This window comes from Pseudomonas sp. ERMR1:02, assembly GCF_002277815.1.
Taxonomy (GTDB): domain Bacteria; phylum Pseudomonadota; class Gammaproteobacteria; order Pseudomonadales; family Pseudomonadaceae; genus Aquipseudomonas.
Window position 1 is genome coordinate 1 of record NZ_NKJI01000008.1, and the last position, 21,338, is coordinate 21,338.

Below are 21,338 nucleotides of genomic sequence, written 5' to 3' on the forward strand. Positions count from 1 at the left end.
TTTTGGGGCACGATAGCGCGATCATAAAAACTCTATAACCCGCTCTTTGTCGCAAGGCTTTCTTCAACAATACGAAACAGACAAACATAGACTATTAAGTGAAAAATTTTGCGCTGTGGTGCCGTGTGCTGAAAGTTGCGCCTAGTCAACTCCGGTCTTGAAGCCACCATGTATGCCACTCGCATAGCCCGTGCCGTGACCGGCAAACGAATCATCCTTAAGTTCGAGGGACATTTCCATGGACTCAATGATTCTCTGACTTGGAATGTCGATTCATCTCCGCGCTCGGGTCAAGTACTGGCCTGTGGCGAGTTGGAGCGGTTGTCAGGAACCGTTGGCATTCCTGATGAATACGGCATGCTGACTGTCCCGATACCATGGAACGACTTACAAGCCGTACAGATGGCATTTGAACGATACAAGGAGGATGTAGCCTGCATCATTCTCGAACCCGTGGCCTTGAATATCGGCTGCATAAGACCGGACGAAGGATTCTTGCAGGAGCTACGCGCACTTACGAGTCAACATGGCGCTCTACTTATCTTTGATGAAGTATTGACTGGATTTCGTGGCAGCCTCGGCGGGGCTCAGGAAGACTACGGTGTAGTCCCGGACATCGCGGCCTACGGTAAAGCTTTCGGATGCGGCATGCCGATTGCCGGAATCGCCGGTAAAGCCGAGTACATGGACATCATAGCGCCTCGGGGACCTTTACAGATCAGCGGCACGAATACAGGCCGCTATCTCTCAGTGTCCGCTGCTCTTGCTGTTATCGAGCATCTAGCGGACGGCGCTGTGTTTCGACATGTTGAGGCGTTGGAGTACCAGTTGAAGAAGGGCCTGAGGGATGTTTTCGACAAGCACGGAATACCCTGCTACCTAGACAGCTATGGCGGACGGATCGGCGTTCATATTGGCGCATGCGAGCGCCCTCGGACAATGAGGGAAATAGAAGACTCCTACCCTGTAGAGTTCGCTCAGAAATTGTTTTACATACTATCCATGGAATATGGCCTGTACGGCTTTCTGATGCCTCTTAGTTACTGTCCTGAACCCGTTACTTTATCGGCCGCCCATACTCATAAGATGATCGACGATGCTTGTGAGCGACTGGACTCGGCACTGAAGAGGTTAAAGTTTCATGCGAAGTGAATACAACAAGGATATTTACATCCGCCATTTCAATGAGTCCGATATACCAGCGCTATTGGATTTGGTTGCTCAAATTGCATCTTCAGAGGATCTGACGGAATCTGCACACATCCAGTTTTCCAACGAACTCGCGAATCATGATCATGAAGGAAGTCGTTTTGTCGCGACTGTGGATGGGATTATTGTCGGGACCTTGGGCTGTGCGCCTGGCCCGATTCCATCCACGCAGGCACTTTGGGCCGACTGGTTGATCGTTGACAGAGACTATCGACGTTATGGAATTGCCACGCTGCTGTATTCGCTAATCGAAAAATATGCCTTAGAGCGAGGCAAGCGCTATTTATGCCTAGACATTGGAAATATAGATCAGGAACGGGCAGCCTATCTGTTTCATCTGCGTAATGGCTTTCAGATTGTCGGGCAACTACCCGACTATTGGGGCGACCACGAACACTTAAACATAATGGCGAAATATCTGACTTCAAGGAAATGATACTATCATGGGCGTATTGAATAACATCGCAGAATTGCACAATGCCGCCAAGTATTGCCGAACCAACAATCTCATCGTTGGGCTTTGCCACGGCTGTTTTGACATAGTCCACCCTGGACATATCTATCACCTCAAGCGGGCCCGCACTATGGTCGACCGCTTGTTTGTTTCAATTACAGCTGACAACTTTGTCAATAAGGACCTGATCGGCCGGTTTTTCCTGACTGCAAGCGGGCCGAGTTTATTGCCGCAATCCGCTATTGCGATCATGTGATTGTCAACAACACGCCAACGGCCGAGTACATGATCAAGTCCTTGCGACCTGATGTGTACTTCAAGGGTGCGGACTATAGCGACGGTTCAGACGTCAGACTACAAGCGGAACTAGCCCTGGTTGAAAGTGCGGGCGGACGTATGGTTCTGACCGACGACACGATATTCGACTCGACCTCGCGGATTGCGCGATTAGTCATGTCCAAAAATATGTAACAGGATGATTGAACATGGCGACTCTCCTATTGATAGATCTTGACGGGACACTGATCGATACGCCGCATTTCGAGGCTTGGCGCAGAACAGCTTTCGAAATGGGAGGCTCAGAACTGACTCATGAGGAGTACATCGATCACATTGCTGGGCGTCCCCGCATGGAAGGGGCTTCACGTCTTTTAGAGCTGAAAAGATGCGCTAAAGGCCAGGGCGCGCTCCACGTATTGAATACCCGTGAGCTTGCCGACTACAAGCAGGTCGAATTTCAGCGCCTGTGCGCCGGCACCGAACTTTTCAGCGATGCGCTACGCCTGCTTCAGCGCATTGACGATGCCCGGCAGACGGTCATCTTCTATACGGCTTCGCAGAACGCCCGCGATTTGTTCGATATCACATTGCGCCAGTCGGTGTTGTCGTTCACACAACCCAGGACAGTTTTTCAGCAATCAGTCAATCAGACACGAGGCGAGCTGTTTCAGCAGTTGATCGGTACGCGGGCTACTAAGGATATCCATCTTATCGACGACAGCCCATACGCTGCTGATCTCGCCTGCGGCCTTGGAATCAATGCCTGGCAGATTCGCCGTAACCATCGTGAATCCAAAGCATGCGACCCACGTGTCTCGATACTTACATCACTCGATGAATTTATGTTGCCGAAATAATAACCAAGGGAAGGAAAAGATATGAGTAATGTATCGGTTGTTCTTGTAACAGGCGGGGCGGGCTACATCGGATCCCGCTTGGTTCCCAAACTGCTGGCCGCAGGTTATCGAGTGAAGGTCTTGGACGCGCTGTTCTTCTCCAATGGTCTTGAGCTGCTCATGAACCACCCTCGCCTCGAATTTATCAAGGGTGATATACGTGACAAACCCGTCGTGGAGAAGATGTTGCAGGGCGCCAGTACCGTTATTCATCTCGCTGCAGTAGCCAATGACCCTAGTTTCAATTCGGCCCCTGAACTGGGCCAGTCAATCAATATCGATTGCCTGCCCCATTTAATGGGCAGCGCAAAGCGTCTGGGTTGCCAGCGTTTCATTTTCGCCTCGTCGGCGAGCGTGTACGGGATCAATACAGAACCCCTCGTCGATGAGAACCAAGCCTGTGTTCCGATCACTGACTACAATCGATTCAAGGCGCAAGGGGAGAAGATACTCTTCGACTTGACCGATTCAGCTTTTCGGACCGTGGCCGTTAGAGCAGCTACGGTCTGCGGTTGGTCGCCTCGGCAACGTCTTGACCTTACGGTAAATATCCTGACTGTCAGCGCGCTTGCGCGGGGTGAAATTAACGTGTTTGGAGGCACCCAGTACCGACCAAATGTCCATATCGGCGATCTCACCCGACTCTATACGATGCTCGTCCAGCGAGAGTCTCTGAGTACGATCTGTGGAACGGCCATCAACGTCGGTTATGAAAATCATACGGTCACGGATATCGCAAATCAGGTAAAAGATATCGTCGACAAGTACTTCTCGACCAACGTACCGATCACCACCACCGCCAGTGATGATGTCCGCTCATATCGCCTGGATTCGAGTCGAGTCCAGCAGCAACTCGGGTTCGAGTTCATCTATTCGATCAGGGATGCCGTCCTGGAGTTATGCGAGCAATGGCAGTCGGGGAAATTCACAGACAGCGATGATGTACTCTCGGACACCCGCTACCACAACGTACGAAATATGCAGCACAACGATTGGTCCTTCGAGCCTTGCGGAGAAACCTCGTCGTGCTAAGCATTTCTTATGGAAAACAGGTGGAGGATATCGTCGAGGTCAGCTCGAGATCTTCCTCCTTTGTAGCCTGCGTGGCGACCCTCGCCAATGCTCACATAGGGGTGCGTCCCTACGTACCCGAGTCATCGGCGCGAACGAAACGCACACAGTTGTTGGTAGGAGGTGTCTATGCTGCTGGGCTCGGGGTGTCAAGGGAGATAGTTTCACTGCCGGCGCCGAGGATTATCCGAATCTATGACGTCGATACCGGCGAGCGCGCCCGCCACATACAGGACGCTCCGACTGTTGTTTTGTCGCTCGACAAGGCGACCGTCACCAGTACGGAGCGGGTGCAGGTCGGGGACTTCGTATACGAGTTGACGGTAAGGCAATTGATCGACGCGCCCGATGTCGCCGCCGCCTCGACGTACATAGGGTTGTGCCGTGTAAGCGGCTGGGAAAAACCGCATCGGGTACGCTTGGACTTTGGCATGGACGACTCGGCACTGAATGAATACCTGGGTGCCTGCGATTGGTTGACTGCTCGTCACTACCGCATCAAACAGAGTCTCTGTGACGGCGGGGACTTGAGTGTAATAGTGGAGACGCAAGAACAGCGACTGGACTATAACCTTCGTTTCGAAAGATCCCATCCGGCCGCCAGCACTGCTGTTTACTGGGATGAAAAGGAGAATGGCTGCGTTGTCTCGATAACTTTTGATTTTTCGACAACCAGGCATCAGCAGCTATCCGCCCACTGGCAATTAGCACGAGATTCGCCTAATCCAATTTCTACGTATTCTTCATCTGCAACCGACCCGGCTGGCATCGAAAACGTACACCAGGAAAAGTGGGATACGCTTTGGAAGGACCATGAAGTCATCATCAAATCAAGAGGCAGTCATGCGGAACTCGGTATGAAATACGCCGTTTTCCAACTCTTGCAACATGGTGTCGGCTCTACGATCAATGGCCGAGGTGTGATTTCACCGGCACGAGGACTAACCAGCACCTATCATTCTGGCGCCACGTTCTTCGATACTGAACTGCATAAATGTATTTTCTGGATCTGGAACGACCCCGACCTGGCAAAAGCCTTGATCGACTATCGCTACGATTTCATAGAGGAGGCGCGGTTGTTCGCCCAGGCCAACGGTTTCGCCGGGGCTCGTTATCCTGAAGCATCCAACGATATGGGCACCGAGAACGGGCCCCATTACGTGCTGTCATACCCCGATCCGGAAATAAGACGAGAATGGAGTGTCAAGGAGGTCCTGCATGTATCGGCGGATGTTTGCTATGCGCTGAATAAATATTGGGCAGCCACCGGTGACGATACGTACATGGAGTCGCGGGGATACCAAATTATTGTTGAAAGCGCCAGGTTCGCGGCGTCAGCTTTCATCTGGTCAGAGCACAAGCAAGCCTATGTCCTGAAGTCGGTGATGGGGCCGGATGAATACCATTACCATGTGGATAACAGTTTCTTTACCAACTATATGCTCAGGTGGTGCATCAAGCTTGCACTGTCGTTGGTGGCGCGTTGTGGTTTCCCGCCGGTGCCGGCGACGGAAATCGAGTGTTGGTACACCTTGGCGGATAACGTTTACCTGCCCTGGATGATGGTGGATGGTGTTTCGATCCCTGAGGAGTTCGAGGGTTATGCTTCCCTGCCGGACACCCGACTCAGAATGGATAAGAAACGTGGTCCTCAGTTTGTCGATGACGCTGAACGGGAAACGGCCGAGAAGTTGCAAAACTTCGATTCACGATTGGTAAAGCAAGCGGACATCATCTTGCTCATGTCACTATTTCCTGAGCACTTTTCAGATATCGTTAAACGCACTGCATTTCACTATTATGAACCGCGTACGGTGCATGAGTCTTCACTGAGCTATGGCCCCCATGCCGTGGTGGCGGCGCATTTGGGCGAGACGGTAACTTGTGCCGACTTCATACTACGGGCGAGTCGCTACAACTTGGACTTCACCCCCGTGGCCGACTACAGCAACGGATTGCATCTTTCCGCCTATGCCGGCGCCTGGCAGGGACTTGTCGAGGGATTGGCCGGCCTTAATGTCAAAGAGGGGCAATTGTCCTTCCGGCCGCAGCTACCTTCCCATTGGGACTCTTGCCATTTCACCCTTTACTTTCGTGGGCAGCGGCTCAAGGTCTCGATCCTCGGTCAAGGAGAACTGGTGGTAAGGCGGGGGGGCTGAAGCTCGCTACGCACTTTAACCAGGACGCGAGCATAGGACTCAAGGAGGAGTACTTATGATTTCTATTGCCGATCACTTTTCTCCTTATACCGATGCGTTAAGCGTCCCGTCTTTTCGCAAGCTACTCATCGGGCAGAGCCTATCGATGGCCGGCGACGCTATTTGTCTGGCCGCGCTGCCGATAGCGCTTATCCGGACCGGCTTCGCAGCAGAAGTTTTCGGTTTTGTCATGGCGGCAGTCGGGGTCGGGACCGTGATCGGAGCCCTGGCTGGAGGTTTGCTTGCGGATCGAAAGTCTCCGAAGCAGGTTCTGATTTACACCGATACGGCGCGTGGTTTTGCGCAAATGGCTGCGGTGGCGCTAATCGTCTCCGGTGCGCCCTGGTGGTGGCTGGTCTTTGCCTATCTGATATTTGGCATCGGCATCGGGGTTTCCCGTCCGTGCGCTCAGGTACTGCTCGTCAATTTGCTACCCAGGCAAGCACTGGTGGCGGGCAATGGTGCGATGAACTTTGTCGATAATCTGGTCGCTGTGCTGTTTCCCGCGACGCTGGGAGTATTCATCATTTTCTGGGACCCGGTCTGGGGCATCTTGATCGATGGTCTGACATTCTTCTGCGCCGCCATTTATACGGCGATGTTGCCCAATGTGGAGCCCCACGAGTTCGAGGAGGAGTTCTCGCTCCGAGAAGCGGTCAACGGTATTACCGTCGTTGCTGGCAACTCCACGCTTTTGCTGGGTTTCGCAGCCACACTCGTGTTGAATGTACTGTGCTTCCCGATTTTTCTGGTCGTCGCGCCCTATGCCATCAGCGATCGCTTCAGCGAAGAAATGTGGGGTTTATGTCTGGCCGCATCGGGATTTGGTGCGTGCATCGGGTCTATCGTCACGGTGATCGCTTCGGGACATAAACGCCTGATCGGTCTCGCCGTGACCTGTGGCTTGTTCCTGGCTGGCGCGATGGCCCTTCTCGGCTTGGGCACCTCGGCCTGGATGGCAATTCTGGGGGCAACCTTCGTGGGCATCGTCGAAGCGTCCTGGTTGACTGGATGGGCCACGGCGATGCAGACACTGTCTCCCGAGAAGGATCTTGGCAAAGTGGTGGCAGTCGATACGTTCTTTACCAGTGGCGTGCACCCCTTCATTTATCTCGGTAGCGGAATCGTCGGCGGGATGATCGGTTATTCCCAGACCCTTTCCCTCACGGCAATCCTCAGTGCCGCAGGCACACTGTTAATTGTTCTGGCGTCCCTTACGTTCTTACCAAGGAGTGCTCAAAATGATCAAGTGTAATAATGTGAAAGAACAGGCCCAAGATCTTTCAGCCCTGATTCTCCAACGTTGGCAGGAGCTTTTGGCGACGGGAGACTTTGTGCTTGGCGAGGAAGTCGTGAAGTTCGAAAGATGGATGTCCGAACGATGCAACGGGGCCCATGCCATTTCCCTCAACTCAGGCACCGACGCTTTACTACTGGCGCTGCGAGCTCTTGGAATAGGGCCTGGCGCTGAAGTCATCACCTGCGCAAATACCTTTGTTGCGACAGTGGGGGCAATTATTGCCACCGGCGCGAAACCCGTACTGGCAGATGTGGGCGATGATGAACTCATCAACGTCGATACCATCGAGCCTCTAATGAATGCCCGGACAAAAGCAGTCATACCGGTTTACCTGCGCGGCCGTCCATTGAACATTGACTCAATAATCGACTTGTGTCGTTCTCGCGGTGTGGCTGTAATCGAAGACTGCGCCCAGGCTATCGGCACTACCCTAGACGGGCATCAAGTGGGCACTCGGGGCGATGCATCAGCCTTCTCCATGCACCCACTGAAGACACTTGGTGGCGTGGGAGATGGTGGAATACTGGTGACGACCAATACGAAGATTGCCGAGTACGCCAGGAGGGCTCGTAATCACGGGTTGGAAACACGCAATGAATCCGTATTGTTCGGAATCAATTCGCGCCTCGATTCGCTGCAGGCGTCAGCCCTCAACATCAAGGTCCAGTATCTGGACCAATGGTTAAAGCGGAGACTGGAAATCGCTGCTCTTTATGATCAGGCCCTGAGTGGGACGGCGACGGCCCTAGACCTTGGCGGTGGTAAACCCGGAGGGTCCTACTACCACTACGTGGTGCAGTCGAAGCACCGAGACAGGTTACAGAGCTACCTGGCCGAGAATGGTATCCAAGCAGATATTCACTATCCAACGCCTATTCATTGGCAAGAAGCTTGGTTGAAGAGCCAACCTCGGGTTGTTTTGCCCAATACCGAGCGCCTGTCCCGGGAAATGCTCACTCTCCCTTGTCACCATCATCTGACAGACCGTGATGTCGAACAGGTCGTAGGCGCGATAAAGCGTTTTGAGGTTATGGAAAGTCAATGACCTATGCCGCGGCGCAAACACATGTTCAACGGCAGGTACGCAGCAGGAAAGGACAGTGTTCACGGGGGCAGGTCCCCTTGTTGGGACGAGCGAATATCGGTACTCGGCGACTCCTGATTGATCAGTCGCACTTGGGCGATGGTGATAGGTTCGACACCAACCGCGTGCACGGCTGTGAAAGCCAGGTGTGGCTGGTGGGCCAATTGCACGACGGTTATTGGCAGTTCCATGCCAACAGCGATGCCCGGCTAATACGCGGACTGGTGGCGCTGCTGCTTGCGCGGGTCAACGGATTGTCCGCGGCTGACTTGAAGCAGGTGGATTTGCCGGACTGGTTTAATCAACTGGGGCTCGGTCGCCAGTTGTCCCAGTCGCGTAGCAATGGTCTGAATGCGGTGCTTCAGCGAATGAATGAGTTGGCTGGTTAACTCTGCACCTGTAGGAGCGAGGCTTGCCCGCGAAAGCGGTGTATCAGGCAGGACGCCTTCGCGGGCAAGCCTCGCTCCTACAGGTTTTTCATCCATCGGGTCAGGCGGGTTTGACCCGTTCTGCCGGCCGCCTCACCCCCGCCACAATCTTGTCCACAGCCTTGGTCGCCGCGACCATGCCGAACGTCGCCGTCACCATCATCACCGCGCCAAAGCCGCCAGCACAGTCCAGCTTCACACCATCCCCGACGAAACTCTTTTGCAGGCAAATGCTGCCGTCCGGTTTCGGGTAGCGCAGTTGTTCGGTGGAAAACACGCATGGCACGCTGTAATGGCGGGTCACGGTGCGCGAGAAGCCGTAGTCGCGGCGCAAGGTGGAGCGCACTTTTGAGGCCAACGGATCATTGAAGGTACGGTTCAGGTCGCAGACCTGGATCAGCGTCGGGTCGATCTGCCCGCCCGCGCCGCCGGTGGTGATGATCTGGATCTTGCGCCGTTTGCACCAGGCGATCAGCGCCGCTTTCGCGTTGACGCTGTCGATACAGTCAATCACGCAATCGATGTTCGGCGTGATGTACTCGGCCATGGTCTCGCGGGTGACGAAATCCGGCACAGCGTGCACCGTGCAGTCGGGGTTGATCCCGCGCAGGCGCTCAGCCATCACCTCGACCTTGGGTTTGCCGACGGTGCTGTCCAGCGCGTGCAGCTGACGGTTGGCGTTGCTGACGCAGACGTCGTCGAGGTCGAACAGCGAAATCTCGCCCACACCGCAACGGGCCATGGCTTCCGCCGCCCACGAACCGACACCACCCACGCCGACGATCGCCACATGGGCCGCGCGCAGGCGCTCTAGCCCTTCGATGCCATACAAACGGGCGATGCCAGCAAACCGCGGATCTTCTGTACTCATGACCAACACCTCAAAAACCGGCGCGCAGTATAGGGCTTCGTAGTACGAAATTTTAAGTTTCAAGCTACAAGTGTAAGAACTTATGTGAAAGCCAATTGCCCAAAGTCAGGCATTTCCCTGTCTGCTGTACGGTCAGGGAAGGCCCAGTGTAGGATGCGCGCCCTCGCCCTTGAGCAGCCGGCCGCCGACCGTTCCTTCGTTCCACAGCCTTTGGAACCCGAAATAGCTATGTCATCGCGTAAATTTGGACTCAACCTGGTAGTGGTGCTTGCCATCGCTGCCTTGTTTACCGGCTTCTGGGCGCTGATCAATCGCCCGGTCACCGCCCCCAACTGGCCTGAACAGATCTCTGGCTTCTCCTATTCGCCGTTCCAGCAGGGCCAATTCCCACAGAAAGATCAGTACCCGACCGACGATGAGATGCGTCGCGACCTCGAGATCATGAGCAAGCTGACGGACAACATCCGTATCTACTCGGTTGATGGCACGCTGGAGAACATCCCCAAACTGGCGGAAGAGTTCGGCCTGCGGGTGACGCTGGGGATCTGGATCAGCCCGGATCAGGAACGCAACGAACGGGAGATCAAGCGCGCCATCGAAATCGCCAACTCCTCGCGCAGCGTGGTTCGCGTGGTGGTCGGTAACGAAGCGCTGTTCCGTGAGGAAATCACCGCCCAGGAACTCAGCGTACTGCTTGATCGTGTCCGCGCCGCCGTGAAAGTGCCAGTGACGACGTCCGAACAGTGGCACGTCTGGGAAGAACACCCGGAGCTGGCCAAGCACGTCGACCTGATCGCCGCGCACATCCTGCCTTACTGGGAGTTCATCCCGGTGGACAAGGCCCAGCAGTTCGTCCTCGACCGCGCCCGCGACCTGAAAAAGATGTTCCCGAAAAAACCATTGCTGCTTTCCGAAGTCGGCTGGCCGAGCAACGGTCGTATGCGCGGTGGCGCCGATGCGACGCCGGCGGATCAGGCAATTTACTTGCGCACGTTGGTCAACAAGCTCAACCGCCAAGGCTTCAACTACTTCGTGATCGAAGCCTTCGACCAGCCGTGGAAGGCCAGTGACGAAGGTTCGGTGGGCGCGTACTGGGGCGTGTTCAACGCCGCGCGCCAGCAGAAATTCAACTTCGAAGGCCCGGTGGTCGCGATCCCGCAATGGCGCGTGCTGGCGGTCGGCTCGGTGGTGCTTGCGCTGTTGTCGCTGACCCTGCTGATGATCGACGGCTCGGCCCTGCGCCAGCGTGGCCGCACCTTCCTGACCTTTATCGCGTTCCTCTGCGGATCGGTGCTGGTGTGGATTGGCTATGACTACAGCCTGCAATACAGCACCTGGTTCAGCCTGACGGTGGGCATCCTGCTCGCCCTCGGCGCGCTCGGGGTGTTTATCGTGTTGCTCGCCGAAGCCCACGAACTGGCCGAAGCGGTGTGGACTCACAAGCGGCGCCGGGAATTTTTGCCGGTGGTCGGGGATTCGAACTATCGACCGAAAGTCTCGATCCATGTGCCGTGCTACAACGAGCCGCCGGAGATGGTCAAACAGACCCTCAACGCCCTGGCCAACCTCGACTATCCGGACTTCGAAGTCCTGATCATCGACAACAACACCAAGGACCCGGCGGTCTGGGAACCGGTGCGCGATTATTGCGAAACCCTCGGTCCGCGCTTCAAGTTCTTCCACGTCGCGCCGTTGGCCGGCTTCAAGGGTGGTGCACTGAACTACCTGATTCCGCACACCGCCAAGGATGCCGAAGTGATCGCGGTGATCGACTCCGATTACTGCGTTCACCCCAACTGGCTCAAGCACATGGTGCCGCATTTCGCCGATCCGAAGATCGCCGTGGTGCAGTCGCCGCAGGACTACCGCGACCAGAACGAAAGCACCTTCAAGAAGCTCTGCTACGCGGAATACAAAGGTTTCTTCCACATCGGCATGGTCACCCGTAACGACCGTGACGCGATCATCCAGCACGGCACCATGACCATGACCCGTCGTTCGGTACTCGAAGAACTGGGCTGGGCCGACTGGTGCATCTGTGAAGACGCCGAACTGGGCCTGCGGGTATTCGAAAAAGGTCTGTCGGCTGCTTATTACCACGACAGCTACGGCAAGGGCCTGATGCCCGATACCTTTATCGACTTCAAGAAACAGCGGTTCCGCTGGGCCTATGGCGCGATTCAGATCATCAAGCGTCACACCCGCAGCCTGCTGCGTGGCAAGGACACCGAGCTGACCCGCGGCCAGCGCTACCACTTCCTCGCGGGCTGGTTGCCGTGGGTGGCGGACGGCATGAACATCTTCTTCACCGTCGGCGCGCTGTTGTGGTCGGCGGCGATGATTATCGTGCCGCAACGGGTCGATCCGCCGCTGCTGATTTTCGCGATCCCGCCATTGGCGCTGTTCGTGTTCAAGGTCGGCAAGATCATCTTCCTCTACCGTCGTGCGGTGGGCGTGAACCTGAAAGACGCGTTCTGCGCGGCGCTGGCCGGGCTGGCGTTGTCGCACACCATCGCCAAAGCGGTGCTGTACGGTTTCTTCACCAGCAGCATTCCGTTTTTCCGCACACCAAAGAACGCCGATAACCATGGCTTCTGGGTAGCGATTTCGGAGGCACGAGAAGAGATGTTCATCATGCTGTTGTTGTGGGGCGCGGCGCTGGGGATCTTCCTGGTCAATGGCATGCCGAGCAACGACATGCGCTTCTGGGTGACCATGTTGCTGGTGCAGTCGCTGCCGTACCTGGCGGCACTGATCATGGCGTTCCTGTCTTCGCTGCCCAAACCTGCAGCCGAGACCGAAACGGCGCCAGCGGTCTAAATCTTCACCGATGCACTAAACGGCGGCCAATGGTCGCCGTTTTGCTTTAAGATAACCGCCATTTTCCACGCCAAACCCCCATATTTCCTGTAGGAGCGAGGCTTGCCCGCGAATGATGCGACGCGGTGTAACAGATACACCCCATTATCGTTCTTCGCGGGCAAGCCTCGCTCCTACAAGTAAAATCCGGAGTCTTACATGACGGCCCACGCCGACCTTTCGCCGACCCTCCAACTCGCCATCGATCTGATCCGCCGTCCGTCCGTGACGCCGGTCGACGCCGATTGCCAGAAGCAGATGATGCAGCGCCTGGGCGATGCCGGTTTCATGCTGGAACCGATGCGCATCGAAGATGTGGATAACTTCTGGGCCACCCACGGCAAACACGACGGCCCGGTGCTGTGCTTCGCCGGTCACACCGACGTGGTTCCAACCGGCCCGGTAACGGCCTGGCAGATCGACCCGTTCAACGCGGTGATCGATGAACACGGCATGCTCTGCGGCCGTGGCGCTGCGGACATGAAAGGCAGCCTCGCATCCATGACAGTGGCGGCCGAGCGTTTTGTCGCCGACTACCCGGATCACAAGGGCAAGGTCGCTTTCCTGATCACCAGCGACGAAGAAGGCCCCGCCCACCACGGCACCAAGGCTGTAATTGAACGCCTGGTCGCGCGCAAGGAGCGTCTGGACTGGTGCATCGTCGGCGAACCGTCGAGCACCACCCTCGTCGGTGACGTGGTCAAGAACGGTCGTCGCGGTTCCCTCGGCGCCAAGCTGACCGTGCGCGGCGTACAAGGTCACGTGGCTTATCCACACCTGGCAAAGAACCCGATCCACCTCGCCGCCCCTGCTTTGGCTGAACTCGCCGCAGAGCATTGGGACCACGGCAATGATTTCTTCCCGCCGACCAGTTTCCAGATCTCCAACGTCAACTCCGGCACCGGCGCGACTAACGTGATTCCTGGTGATCTGGTGGCGGTGTTCAACTTCCGTTTCTCCACCGAATCCACCGTCGAAGGCCTGCAAAAGCGCGTTGCCGACATCCTCGACAAGCATGGCCTGGACTGGCACATCGACTGGGCCTTGTCCGGCCTGCCGTTCCTCACCGAACCGGGTGCGTTGCTGGACGCGGTGTCGTCGAGCATCAAGGACATCACCGGTCGTGAAACCAAGGCGTCCACCAGTGGCGGCACGTCCGACGGGCGCTTCATTGCGACCATGGGCACGCAAGTGGTCGAGCTGGGGCCGGTCAACGCGACCATTCATCAGGTCAACGAGCGTGTACTGGCGGCCGATCTCGATGTGCTGACCGAAATCTACTACCAGACCCTGATCAAGTTGCTCGCCTGATGCTGGCTTGCCCGATTTGCAGCGAACCGCTCAACGCGGTGGAGAACGGCGTGGTCTGCCCCGCCGGGCACCGTTTCGACCGTGCGCGCCAGGGTTACCTGAATCTGCTGCCGGTGCAGCACAAGAACAGCCGTGACCCTGGGGATAACCAGGCGATGGTTGAAGCCCGTCGGGACTTCCTGAACGCCGGGCACTATGCGCCGGTGGCCAGGCGTCTGGCGGAACTGGCGGCAGGTGTAGCGCCGCAGCGTTGGGTCGACATTGGTTGTGGCGAGGGTTATTACACCGCGCAAATCGCCGATGCCTTGCCGGACGCCGACGGCTATGCCCTGGACATTTCCCGGGAAGCGGTCAAACGCGCCTGCAAACGCAATCCGCAATTGACCTGGTTGATCGCCAGCATGGCCCGCGTGCCGCTGGCGTCCGGCAGTTGCCAGTTCCTGGCCAGCGTCTTCAGCCCGCTTGACTGGCAGGAGGCCAAACGCCTGCTCAGCCCCGGCGGCGGCTTGATGAAAGTCGGACCGACCAGCGGCCACCTGATGGAATTGCGCGAGCGCCTGTACGATGAAGTTCGTGAATACACCGACGACAAGCATCTGGCCCTGGTGCCCGAAGGCATGGCGCTGCAACACAGCGAAACCCTCGAATTCAAACTGACGCTTGCCAGTGGTCAGGACCGGGCGAACCTGCTGGCCATGACGCCACACGGTTGGCGCGCCAGTGCCGAGCGCCGGGCAGCGGTCATCGAGCAGGCAGAGCCGTTCGAGGTCACCGTCTCGATGCGCTACGATTATTTCGTACTTCAGTAATCCAAATAATTTTGGTCTTGAGCAGCGGCTTGAGACCGGCTAAATCCGCGAATGGATTTTTCAGACACGCAGTGAGGACATCCATGCGCCAGCCCGATATCGAGATTTACCTGAAAGACGCCGACGTCGACCACAAGGCCGTATCCACCTGGCTCGGCGCGGCCTTGGGCCCGTGCACTGACTGGGTACAGAAAGGCCAGACTTACAAGTGCAAAGCCGGCAACGTGCCAGTGACCTGGTTGCCCAAAGCCGTAGGAAAATGGAACAGCCTGTACCTGGAAAGTGACCAGACCCCGTGGGAAGACGACATCGCCTGCGCCCGCGCCGCGTTTGCCGCACTGAACGTCGAAGTGCGTTGCGCGCCGGGCAGTTGGATCGAGGAAGAAGGTGAAGAGACGGCAGATCGCTGGATGCGCATCAGCGCCGATGGCGAAGAAGAAATCACCTGGAAAACTGCTTAACCCGCCGCGCCGCAAACCCGTAGGAGCGAGGCTTGCCCGCGAAGGCTGTGTATCAGTAAAAATTAATGTGGACTGACACACCGCCTTCGCGGGCAAGCCTCGCTCCTACGGGGTTTTGCGTGATCTGAAGGGTGGGTTTACAGCCCCACCACATCCTCAGCCTGCAAACCTTTCTCACCCGTAACTACCGCGTACTCAACCTGCTGACCTTCATTCAGCGATCGGTGCCCCTCACCGCGAATCGCACGGTAGTGCACGAACACATCCACCCCATCTTCGCGCTGAATAAAGCCGTAGCCCTTGGCGTCGTTGAACCACTTCACGTTGCCGGTTTCACGTGTTGCCATCTGTTCATACTCCTTTTTTATTATTGATCGGGCTTTTCGCAGGAAAGCCTCGGGAACGTCAGCCTGCACATGCCGTCCCATGAAGGGCAGCGGCGACAGAGCGCCGAGTATATGACAGACGTTTAATCTCTCAACAGGACTTTAATTGCCGCTTTTTTGCCGATTTTCAGTGAATCCGGCACACTATCGACCGCCCGAGCAAACGCTCGGTTTTACTCACTCATGCAGATGCCGTATGACCCGTTCCCCGCTCCGCCGTCTTGTGTTTGGCACCCTGCGCCGACTGCTGTACCTCTGGGTTCGCTCGGAGACGATCAACCAGTCGTCGTTCACCCTCAACCTCGATCGCAGTCGCCCGGTGTTCTACGTCCTGCAAAACCCTTCGCTGACTGACCTCGCCGTGGTCGACACCGAGTGCAGCAAGGCTGGCCTGCCGCGCCCGGTGCTACCGGTATCGGTGGGCAATCTGCTGGAACCGGCGGCGTTCTTCTACCTCACACCAGACCCGGACTGGCTCGGTCGCCAGGACAAGCGCGGCGCGCCGCCGACGCTGACCCGCCTGGTCAGCGCCTTGAGCCAGAACGCCGCAGAAGATGCGCAGATCATTCCGGTCAGCGTGTTCTGGGGCCAGTCGCCAGACAGCGAATCGAGTCCGTGGAAGTTGCTGTTCGCCGATAGTTGGGCGGTTACAGGACGTCTGCGTCGCTTGCTCAGCATCATTGTGCTGGGGCGCAAGACTCGCGTGCAGTTCTCGGCGCCGATCCATTTGCGCGAACTGATTAACTACAACAAAGGCCACGAGCGCACCGTGCGCATGGCCCAACGCATCCTGCGGGTGCACTTTCGCAACCTGAAAGCTGCGGTCATCGGCCCGGACATTTCCCACCGTCGCCATCTGGTCAAGGGCCTGGTCAACCAACCACTGGTCAAGCAAGCGATCCTCGACGAAGCCGAACGGGAAAACATTTCCCCGGAGAAAGCCAAGGCGCAGGCGCTGCGCTACGGCAACGAAATCGCCTCGGACTACACCTACACCGCGATCCGCTTTATGGAAGTGGTGCTGAGCTGGTTCTGGAACAAGATCTACGACGGTATCAAGGTCAACAACATCGAAGGCGTGCAGAAGGTCGCCCCAGGTTACGAAGTCATCTACGTGCCCTGCCACCGCAGCCACATGGATTATCTGCTGCTGTCCTATCTGCTGTTCCGCAACGGCCTGACCCCGCCGCACATCGCCGCCGGGATCAACCTGAACATGCCGGTGATCGGCGGCCTGCTGCGTCGCGGTGGTGCGTTCTTCATGCGCCGCACGTTCAAGGGCAACCCGCTGTACACCTCGGTGTTCAACGAATACCTGCACACCCTGTTCACCAAGGGCTTCCCGGTGGAGTACTTCGTCGAGGGCGGCCGTTCGCGCACCGGGCGCATGCTGCAACCAAAAACCGGGATGCTGGCGATCACCCTGCGCAGCTTCCTGCGCTCCTCGCGCATGCCGATCGTGTTCGTGCCGGTGTACATCGGTTATGAACGCGTGCTGGAAGGCCGCACTTATCTAGGGGAACTGCGCGGGGCGAGCAAGAAGAAAGAATCGATCTTCGACATTTTCAAAGTCATCGGCGCCCTCAAACAGCGTTTTGGTCAGGTGGCAGTGAACTTCGGCGAGCCGATCAAACTGGCCGAGTTCCTCGACAGCGAACAGCCGGACTGGCGCAAACAAGAGCTCGGCCCGCAGTTCAAACCGGCCTGGCTCAACGAAACCACCAACCGTCTCGGCGAGAAAGTCGCGCAGCATCTGAACGAAGCAGCGGCAATCAACCCGGTCAACCTGGTGGCCCTGGCGCTGCTGTCCACCAGCCGTCTGGCGCTGGACGATCGGGCGATGGCGCGAGTGCTCGACCTGTATCTGGCGCTGTTGCGCAAGGTTCCGTATTCGCCGCACACCACGTTGCCGGACGGTGACGGTCGCGCGCTGATCAAGCACGTGAAGGACATGGACCTGCTGTCCGAACAGAACGATGCCCTGGGCAAGATTCTCTATCTGGACGAGCAAAATGCCGTCCTGATGACCTACTACCGCAACAACGTGCTGCACATCTTTGCGTTGCCGGCGCTGCTGGCGAGCTTCTTCCAGAGCGCGTCGCGCATGAACCGCGAACAGATCCTGCGCTACACCCGTGCGCTGTACCCGTACCTGCAAGCCGAGCTATTCATTCGCTGGTCGCTGGATGAGCTGGACGCGGTGATTGATCAATGGCTCGAAGCGTTTGTCGAACAAGGCCTGCTGCGCTTCGAGAACGACGTCTACCTGCGCCCGGCACCGAGTTCGCGACATTTCGTGCTGCTGACGCTGCTGTCGAAAAGCATCGCCCAGACCTTGCAGCGCTTCTACATGACTGTTTCCCTGCTGCTCAATAGTGGGCAGAACAGCATCAGCGCCGAAGAACTGGAAGACCTGTGCACGGTCATGGCCCAGCGCCTGTCGATCCTGCATGGCCTGAACGCTCCGGAGTTTTTCGACAAGAGCCTGTTCCGCCACTTCATCCAGACCATGCTCGATCTCGACGCGCTCAAACGCGACGAGGCCGGCAAACTGGGCTATCACGAACTGCTCGGCGAACTGGCCGAGGGCGCGGCCAAACGGGTGTTGCCGGCGGAGATTCGTTTGTCGATCCGGCAGGTGGCGTTGCATCGCAGTGAAGATGCGGCGGATCAAGCCAATGCTCCCGCACAGCCCGACTGAATTCCCATAGCCTCCCTGTGTCAACGCCGTCCACTAACTCTCTAATGATTAAGGAAGCTGCCATGCTCCGCCCTACCCTCCGCTTTGCCGGCCTGTGTGCAGGCTTGATGATCTGCGCCAGCGCCATGGCGCTGTCTCTCTCTGATCTGTCGCAACAAGACGCCACCGGTGGTCTCAAGGATGCCCTGACCCAAGGCGCGCAATTGGCCGTGAAACAACTCGGCACGCCGGGCGGTTTCAGCAACAACCCGGACGTAAAAATCGAACTGCCAGGCAAACTGGGCAAGGTCGCCAGCAAAATGAAACAGTTCGGCATGGGTGATCAGGTCGATCAACTGGAAGCCAGCATGAACAAAGCGGCGGAAACCGCCGTGGTCCAGGCCCAGCCGATCCTCGTCGATGCGGTGAAGAAAATGACCGTCGACGACGCCAAGGGCATCCTCAGTGGCGGTAACGATTCTGCTACCCAGTACCTGAACAAAACCAGCCGCGAACAGATTCGCGCCAAGTTCCTGCCTATCGTCAAGCAAGCCACCGATCAGGTCGGCCTGGCCAAACAATACAACTCGTTCGCCGGCCAAGCCGCGACCATGGGCGTAGTCGATACGAAAAATGCCAATATCGAAAGCTACGTCACCGAACAGGCGCTGAACGGCTTGTTCGAAATGATCGGCAAACAGGAAGAAACCATCCGCAAGAACCCGGCGGCCGCAGCCACCAGTTTGGCGAAGAAGGTGTTTGGTTCGTTGTGATTTGTTGATCGTTCCCACGCTCCGCGTGGGAATGCATCCCGTGACGCTCTGCGTCACAGTGCGCAGGACTCAAGTCTGCGTTGACAGCGGAACGCGGAGCGTCCCCGGCGGCATTCCCACGCAGAGCGTGGGAACGATCAGATCGCGGAAGCTGGCCGTAAAAAGAACACCCATTCCCGCCCCATCTTGCGCTTCTCGAACAACTCCAAATCAACCAACCCGTTCAACGTTGCCGACGCCGTGTTGTACGAACACCCCAGATTCTCCTTCACATTGACCGCTGTGAACTCCTTGGCCATCCCACTCTTGGCCACCTGGTACACCGCCCGCTGTTTGCCGGTCAGTCGGTCGAAAAAGCCAGATTCCGACAACCATCGATCAAAGCACTCGGCATTAACCAGACTTTTCCTATAAGCCTCGGTAAAGCTGCTGACAGCACGCAGCACCACCGAACACTGGAAATCGATGAAATACGTCAGGTCCAGGTCATCCGCTTCGGTATGGAGATAGGAGCGCCCGTACTTCACCGGCGCATTGCGCAGCAAAACACTGATTGCGATGTAGCGAAATGCCGAGAAATCATTCTTGAACATGAACCAGTAGAACAACGCCCGCGCGACGCGGCCGTTGCCATCGCGGAATGGGTGTTCGTAACCCAATGCAAAATGCAGTGCGATGCCTTTGATCATCGGATGCAGGTAATCCGCCCGATGGGGGTTGTTGTGAGAGTGATTGATCCACATCGACAACACCCGCAAACGCCCTGCGATGCCGGTAGCGGGAGGCGGTACGTGAACCGTATTGCCCTGTCCGTCCTGCACCACCACGTCATCATTGAGCCGCAAATTTCCCGGTGAATATTGCGCATCATCAATGCCTGCAACGCCAACGCGATGCAGTGCCATGATCAGTTCCACACTCAGCGGCTCGTAACGTTTTTCCCAAGCGAAGTTCATCATCTTGTAATTGCCGATCACCATTCGCTCATCCGGTGTGCGCGGCAGGCGATGGCGCTTGAGCATGTCCTTGGCCACCCGAGTGGTGGTCGCCGCGCCCTCGAGCTGACTGCTGCTGATGGCTTCGTCTTCGATCAGGTCGTTGAGTAGATAGCTGAAATGCGCGCACTCGCCGATCTGACTGGTCATGTACTCCAGTGCGGCCGTCGTCGTTTGACGGTCCACAGCGGAAATCGCTTTTTGTGCCAACGGCGTCAGCACGAAGTTGCCCCATTGCATCGGCTCACCCAATGGCAACAGGCTGGAGTACTGCGCGGTCCGGGCCTTCTTGACCAAGGCCCAACACAGATTCGAATCCAGCCCCGCCGCCCAGCGGTACCGCAAATCTTCAAATGGCAGATAGCGCCCCCGATCGTCCAGGGGCTTGAGTAGAGTGAGGTAGTCCGAGAGTCGTTCCTTGTGCGGCGACTTCGTCAGTAGATCAAATACCGGGTCTGACCTTCCCTTCAGCATGGGTGGCTTTTTCATTGGCACTGTCTCAAAAACTCGTGAAACTGAGTTTTGAGTACAACATCCGGACCTCCGAGTCTCAATATCGGACGGTTCTGAAATAGTTGTAGGAGCAATGCTTGCTCGCGATGGGCACGATTCGATTTGACTGACAGAACGATCTTCACCGATTAAAAAGCCCGCTGACCTTCAAAGATTCAGCGGGCTTTTTTGTTGGGCTATTGCTGCGGATCAAGCTGATCGAGCACGCGATTCACCGATAGCTGGGCCAGGACAATCATCTGCTGGATTCCGAGCACCAGATTGCACGTCGGGCCGGTCAGGCTGGAAGACAACTCGGTTGCCATTACATTGGCCGACGCCAGGGTTTCGTGGGCGTGGACCAGGAGGGTTTCTGAGTTTATGCCGGGATGGATGGTGAATATTGGACAGGGGCGGTAAGTGGTTTTCGCCTGTTGGTCAGCGGGCGTAGATTCTGGATGGTTTATGGATTCGTTGTTCATGGTGCAACTCCTTGAGACTGGAGCGCCCAACATCATTTTTAGATGCGGCGCTTATTAGCGCCTAACAAATTTCGGGCTTGCAGTCCCGGTCGCTGAATTGGCAGCGACGGACAAAGGCTAGAGATCGTGGTTCCTAGGGACAACCTGAAAGTGTTGTGGGAAGGTTCTGAATGATTTGATTGAGTGGCAAACATCGTTGACTGTAAGGCCGCCTTGGCTTGGGCGAGTCCATCCAATTACAGGGATCGGGTACATCTGCGAAATCAGGTCGGCTGTCAGGCCGCCTCGTGTGCTTTTGAT

Annotated in this window: 18 protein-coding genes and 1 pseudogene; 15 read left to right on the plus strand and 4 right to left on the minus strand. The window is 56.8% G+C overall.

What is annotated here, in order from left to right:
- The first annotated feature begins 135 nt into the window (after positions 1–135).
- From CES87_RS15960 to CES87_RS16000, 9 genes and pseudogenes are all read left to right on the plus strand, one after another.
- On the plus strand, positions 136–1,152 hold the full coding sequence (locus CES87_RS15960; RefSeq protein WP_128606878.1) for an aspartate aminotransferase family protein: 1,017 nt from the start codon (positions 136–138) through the stop codon (positions 1,150–1,152).
- Positions 1,142–1,645, plus strand: a complete 504-nt coding sequence (locus CES87_RS15965) for a GNAT family N-acetyltransferase (protein ID WP_128606879.1) — start codon at positions 1,142–1,144, stop codon at positions 1,643–1,645. The genes CES87_RS15960 and CES87_RS15965 overlap by 11 nt, the downstream gene beginning before the upstream one ends.
- 7 nt (positions 1,646–1,652) lie before the next feature.
- On the plus strand, positions 1,653–1,919 hold the full coding sequence (locus CES87_RS15970) for an adenylyltransferase/cytidyltransferase family protein (RefSeq protein ID WP_128606880.1): 267 nt from the start codon (positions 1,653–1,655) through the stop codon (positions 1,917–1,919).
- 229 nt (positions 1,920–2,148) lie between these two features.
- Positions 2,149–2,799: a hypothetical protein gene (locus CES87_RS15975; protein ID WP_128606881.1), complete on the plus strand. Its 651-nt coding sequence runs from the start codon at positions 2,149–2,151 to the stop codon at positions 2,797–2,799.
- Positions 2,800–2,820: 21 nt separating this feature from the next.
- Positions 2,821–3,870: an NAD(P)-dependent oxidoreductase gene (locus CES87_RS15980; protein ID WP_128606882.1), complete on the plus strand. Its 1,050-nt coding sequence runs from the start codon at positions 2,821–2,823 to the stop codon at positions 3,868–3,870.
- 20 nt (positions 3,871–3,890) lie between these two features.
- Positions 3,891–6,068: a glycosyl hydrolase family 65 protein gene (locus CES87_RS32605; protein ID WP_218196299.1), complete on the plus strand. Its 2,178-nt coding sequence runs from the start codon at positions 3,891–3,893 to the stop codon at positions 6,066–6,068.
- A 55-nt stretch (positions 6,069–6,123) separates the two neighbouring features.
- On the plus strand, positions 6,124–7,362 hold the full coding sequence (locus CES87_RS15990; protein WP_128606883.1) for an MFS transporter: 1,239 nt from the start codon (positions 6,124–6,126) through the stop codon (positions 7,360–7,362).
- Positions 7,349–8,452, plus strand: a complete 1,104-nt coding sequence (locus CES87_RS15995; RefSeq protein ID WP_128606884.1) for a DegT/DnrJ/EryC1/StrS aminotransferase family protein — start codon at positions 7,349–7,351, stop codon at positions 8,450–8,452. Before CES87_RS15990 ends, CES87_RS15995 begins: the two co-directional genes overlap by 14 nt.
- A gap of 131 nt (positions 8,453–8,583) precedes the next feature.
- Positions 8,584–8,880 (plus strand): annotated as a pseudogene (locus tag CES87_RS16000) (SufE family protein); the annotation flags it as partial.
- Positions 8,881–8,980: 100 nt separating this feature from the next.
- Here CES87_RS16000 and tcdA read toward each other — a convergent pair.
- Complete coding sequence (gene tcdA, locus CES87_RS16005) at positions 8,981–9,790, minus strand: tRNA cyclic N6-threonylcarbamoyladenosine(37) synthase TcdA (protein WP_371858216.1); 810 nt, start codon at positions 9,788–9,790, stop codon at positions 8,981–8,983.
- A gap of 228 nt (positions 9,791–10,018) precedes the next feature.
- On the opposite strand from tcdA, the gene CES87_RS16010 reads away from it, so the two are divergent.
- The 4 genes from CES87_RS16010 to CES87_RS16025 all read left to right on the plus strand — a co-directional run bounded on the left by CES87_RS16010 (position 10,019) and on the right by CES87_RS16025 (position 15,230).
- Positions 10,019–12,610 carry a glycosyltransferase gene (locus CES87_RS16010; RefSeq protein WP_128606885.1) on the plus strand — a complete coding sequence of 864 codons (2,592 nt, stop codon included), beginning with the start codon at positions 10,019–10,021 and terminating at the stop codon, positions 12,608–12,610.
- 198 nt (positions 12,611–12,808) lie between these two features.
- Positions 12,809–13,960, plus strand: a complete 1,152-nt coding sequence (dapE, locus tag CES87_RS16015; protein ID WP_128606886.1) for a succinyl-diaminopimelate desuccinylase — start codon at positions 12,809–12,811, stop codon at positions 13,958–13,960.
- Positions 13,960–14,769: a putative RNA methyltransferase gene (locus CES87_RS16020; RefSeq protein WP_128606887.1), complete on the plus strand. Its 810-nt coding sequence runs from the start codon at positions 13,960–13,962 to the stop codon at positions 14,767–14,769. The genes dapE and CES87_RS16020 overlap by 1 nt, the downstream gene beginning before the upstream one ends.
- Before the next feature lie 83 nt (positions 14,770–14,852).
- Positions 14,853–15,230, plus strand: coding sequence for a hypothetical protein (locus CES87_RS16025; RefSeq protein WP_128606888.1), 378 nt, complete (start codon positions 14,853–14,855; stop codon positions 15,228–15,230).
- A 137-nt stretch (positions 15,231–15,367) separates the two neighbouring features.
- Here the strand turns inward: CES87_RS16025 and CES87_RS16030 are convergent, their stop codons facing one another.
- Entirely contained in the window at positions 15,368–15,577 is a 210-nt protein-coding gene (locus CES87_RS16030) for a cold-shock protein (protein WP_128606889.1), read from the minus strand.
- Between the two features lie 235 nt (positions 15,578–15,812).
- On the opposite strand from CES87_RS16030, the gene plsB reads away from it, so the two are divergent.
- Together plsB and CES87_RS16040 are read left to right on the plus strand one after the other, a co-directional pair.
- The gene (gene plsB, locus CES87_RS16035) at positions 15,813–18,317 is read left to right on the plus strand and encodes a glycerol-3-phosphate 1-O-acyltransferase PlsB (RefSeq protein WP_128606890.1); all 2,505 of its coding nucleotides are present in this window, start codon (positions 15,813–15,815) and stop codon (positions 18,315–18,317) included.
- Positions 18,318–18,379: 62 nt separating this feature from the next.
- On the plus strand, positions 18,380–19,069 hold the full coding sequence (locus tag CES87_RS16040) for a DUF4197 domain-containing protein (protein WP_128606891.1): 690 nt from the start codon (positions 18,380–18,382) through the stop codon (positions 19,067–19,069).
- A gap of 137 nt (positions 19,070–19,206) precedes the next feature.
- On the opposite strand, the gene CES87_RS16045 is transcribed toward CES87_RS16040, so the two are convergent.
- Both CES87_RS16045 and CES87_RS16050 read right to left on the minus strand, forming a co-directional pair.
- Complete coding sequence (locus CES87_RS16045) at positions 19,207–20,553, minus strand: Fic family protein (RefSeq protein WP_128606892.1); 1,347 nt, start codon at positions 20,551–20,553, stop codon at positions 19,207–19,209.
- A 200-nt stretch (positions 20,554–20,753) separates the two neighbouring features.
- Positions 20,754–21,038, minus strand: a complete 285-nt coding sequence (locus CES87_RS16050; protein ID WP_128606893.1) for a DUF6124 family protein — start codon at positions 21,036–21,038, stop codon at positions 20,754–20,756.
- Between the last annotated feature and the right edge of the window lie 300 nt (positions 21,039–21,338).

What these genes read in the sequence shown, in the direction of transcription:
- CES87_RS16030 (WP_128606889.1), bottom strand. Translation starts at nt 15,577, where the DNA reads ATGGCAACACGTGAAACCGGCAACGTGAAGTGGTTCAACGACGCCAAG.
- CES87_RS16050 (WP_128606893.1), bottom strand. Translation starts at nt 21,038, where the DNA reads ATGAACAACGAATCCATAAACCATCCAGAATCTACGCCCGCTGACCAA.
- CES87_RS16040 (WP_128606891.1), top strand. Translation starts at nt 18,380, where the DNA reads ATGCTCCGCCCTACCCTCCGCTTTGCCGGCCTGTGTGCAGGCTTGATG.
- dapE (WP_128606886.1), top strand. Translation starts at nt 12,809, where the DNA reads ATGACGGCCCACGCCGACCTTTCGCCGACCCTCCAACTCGCCATCGAT.
- CES87_RS16025 (WP_128606888.1), top strand. Translation starts at nt 14,853, where the DNA reads ATGCGCCAGCCCGATATCGAGATTTACCTGAAAGACGCCGACGTCGAC.
- CES87_RS15965 (WP_128606879.1), top strand. Translation starts at nt 1,142, where the DNA reads ATGCGAAGTGAATACAACAAGGATATTTACATCCGCCATTTCAATGAG.
- CES87_RS15970 (WP_128606880.1), top strand. Translation starts at nt 1,653, where the DNA reads ATGGGCGTATTGAATAACATCGCAGAATTGCACAATGCCGCCAAGTAT.
- CES87_RS16010 (WP_128606885.1), top strand. Translation starts at nt 10,019, where the DNA reads ATGTCATCGCGTAAATTTGGACTCAACCTGGTAGTGGTGCTTGCCATC.
- CES87_RS15975 (WP_128606881.1), top strand. Translation starts at nt 2,149, where the DNA reads ATGGCGACTCTCCTATTGATAGATCTTGACGGGACACTGATCGATACG.
- CES87_RS15980 (WP_128606882.1), top strand. Translation starts at nt 2,821, where the DNA reads ATGAGTAATGTATCGGTTGTTCTTGTAACAGGCGGGGCGGGCTACATC.
- CES87_RS15990 (WP_128606883.1), top strand. Translation starts at nt 6,124, where the DNA reads ATGATTTCTATTGCCGATCACTTTTCTCCTTATACCGATGCGTTAAGC.
- CES87_RS15995 (WP_128606884.1), top strand. Translation starts at nt 7,349, where the DNA reads ATGATCAAGTGTAATAATGTGAAAGAACAGGCCCAAGATCTTTCAGCC.
- CES87_RS16045 (WP_128606892.1), bottom strand. Translation starts at nt 20,553, where the DNA reads ATGAAAAAGCCACCCATGCTGAAGGGAAGGTCAGACCCGGTATTTGAT.
- plsB (WP_128606890.1), top strand. Translation starts at nt 15,813, where the DNA reads ATGACCCGTTCCCCGCTCCGCCGTCTTGTGTTTGGCACCCTGCGCCGA.
- CES87_RS16020 (WP_128606887.1), top strand. Translation starts at nt 13,960, where the DNA reads ATGCTGGCTTGCCCGATTTGCAGCGAACCGCTCAACGCGGTGGAGAAC.
- tcdA (WP_371858216.1), bottom strand. Translation starts at nt 9,790, where the DNA reads ATGAGTACAGAAGATCCGCGGTTTGCTGGCATCGCCCGTTTGTATGGC.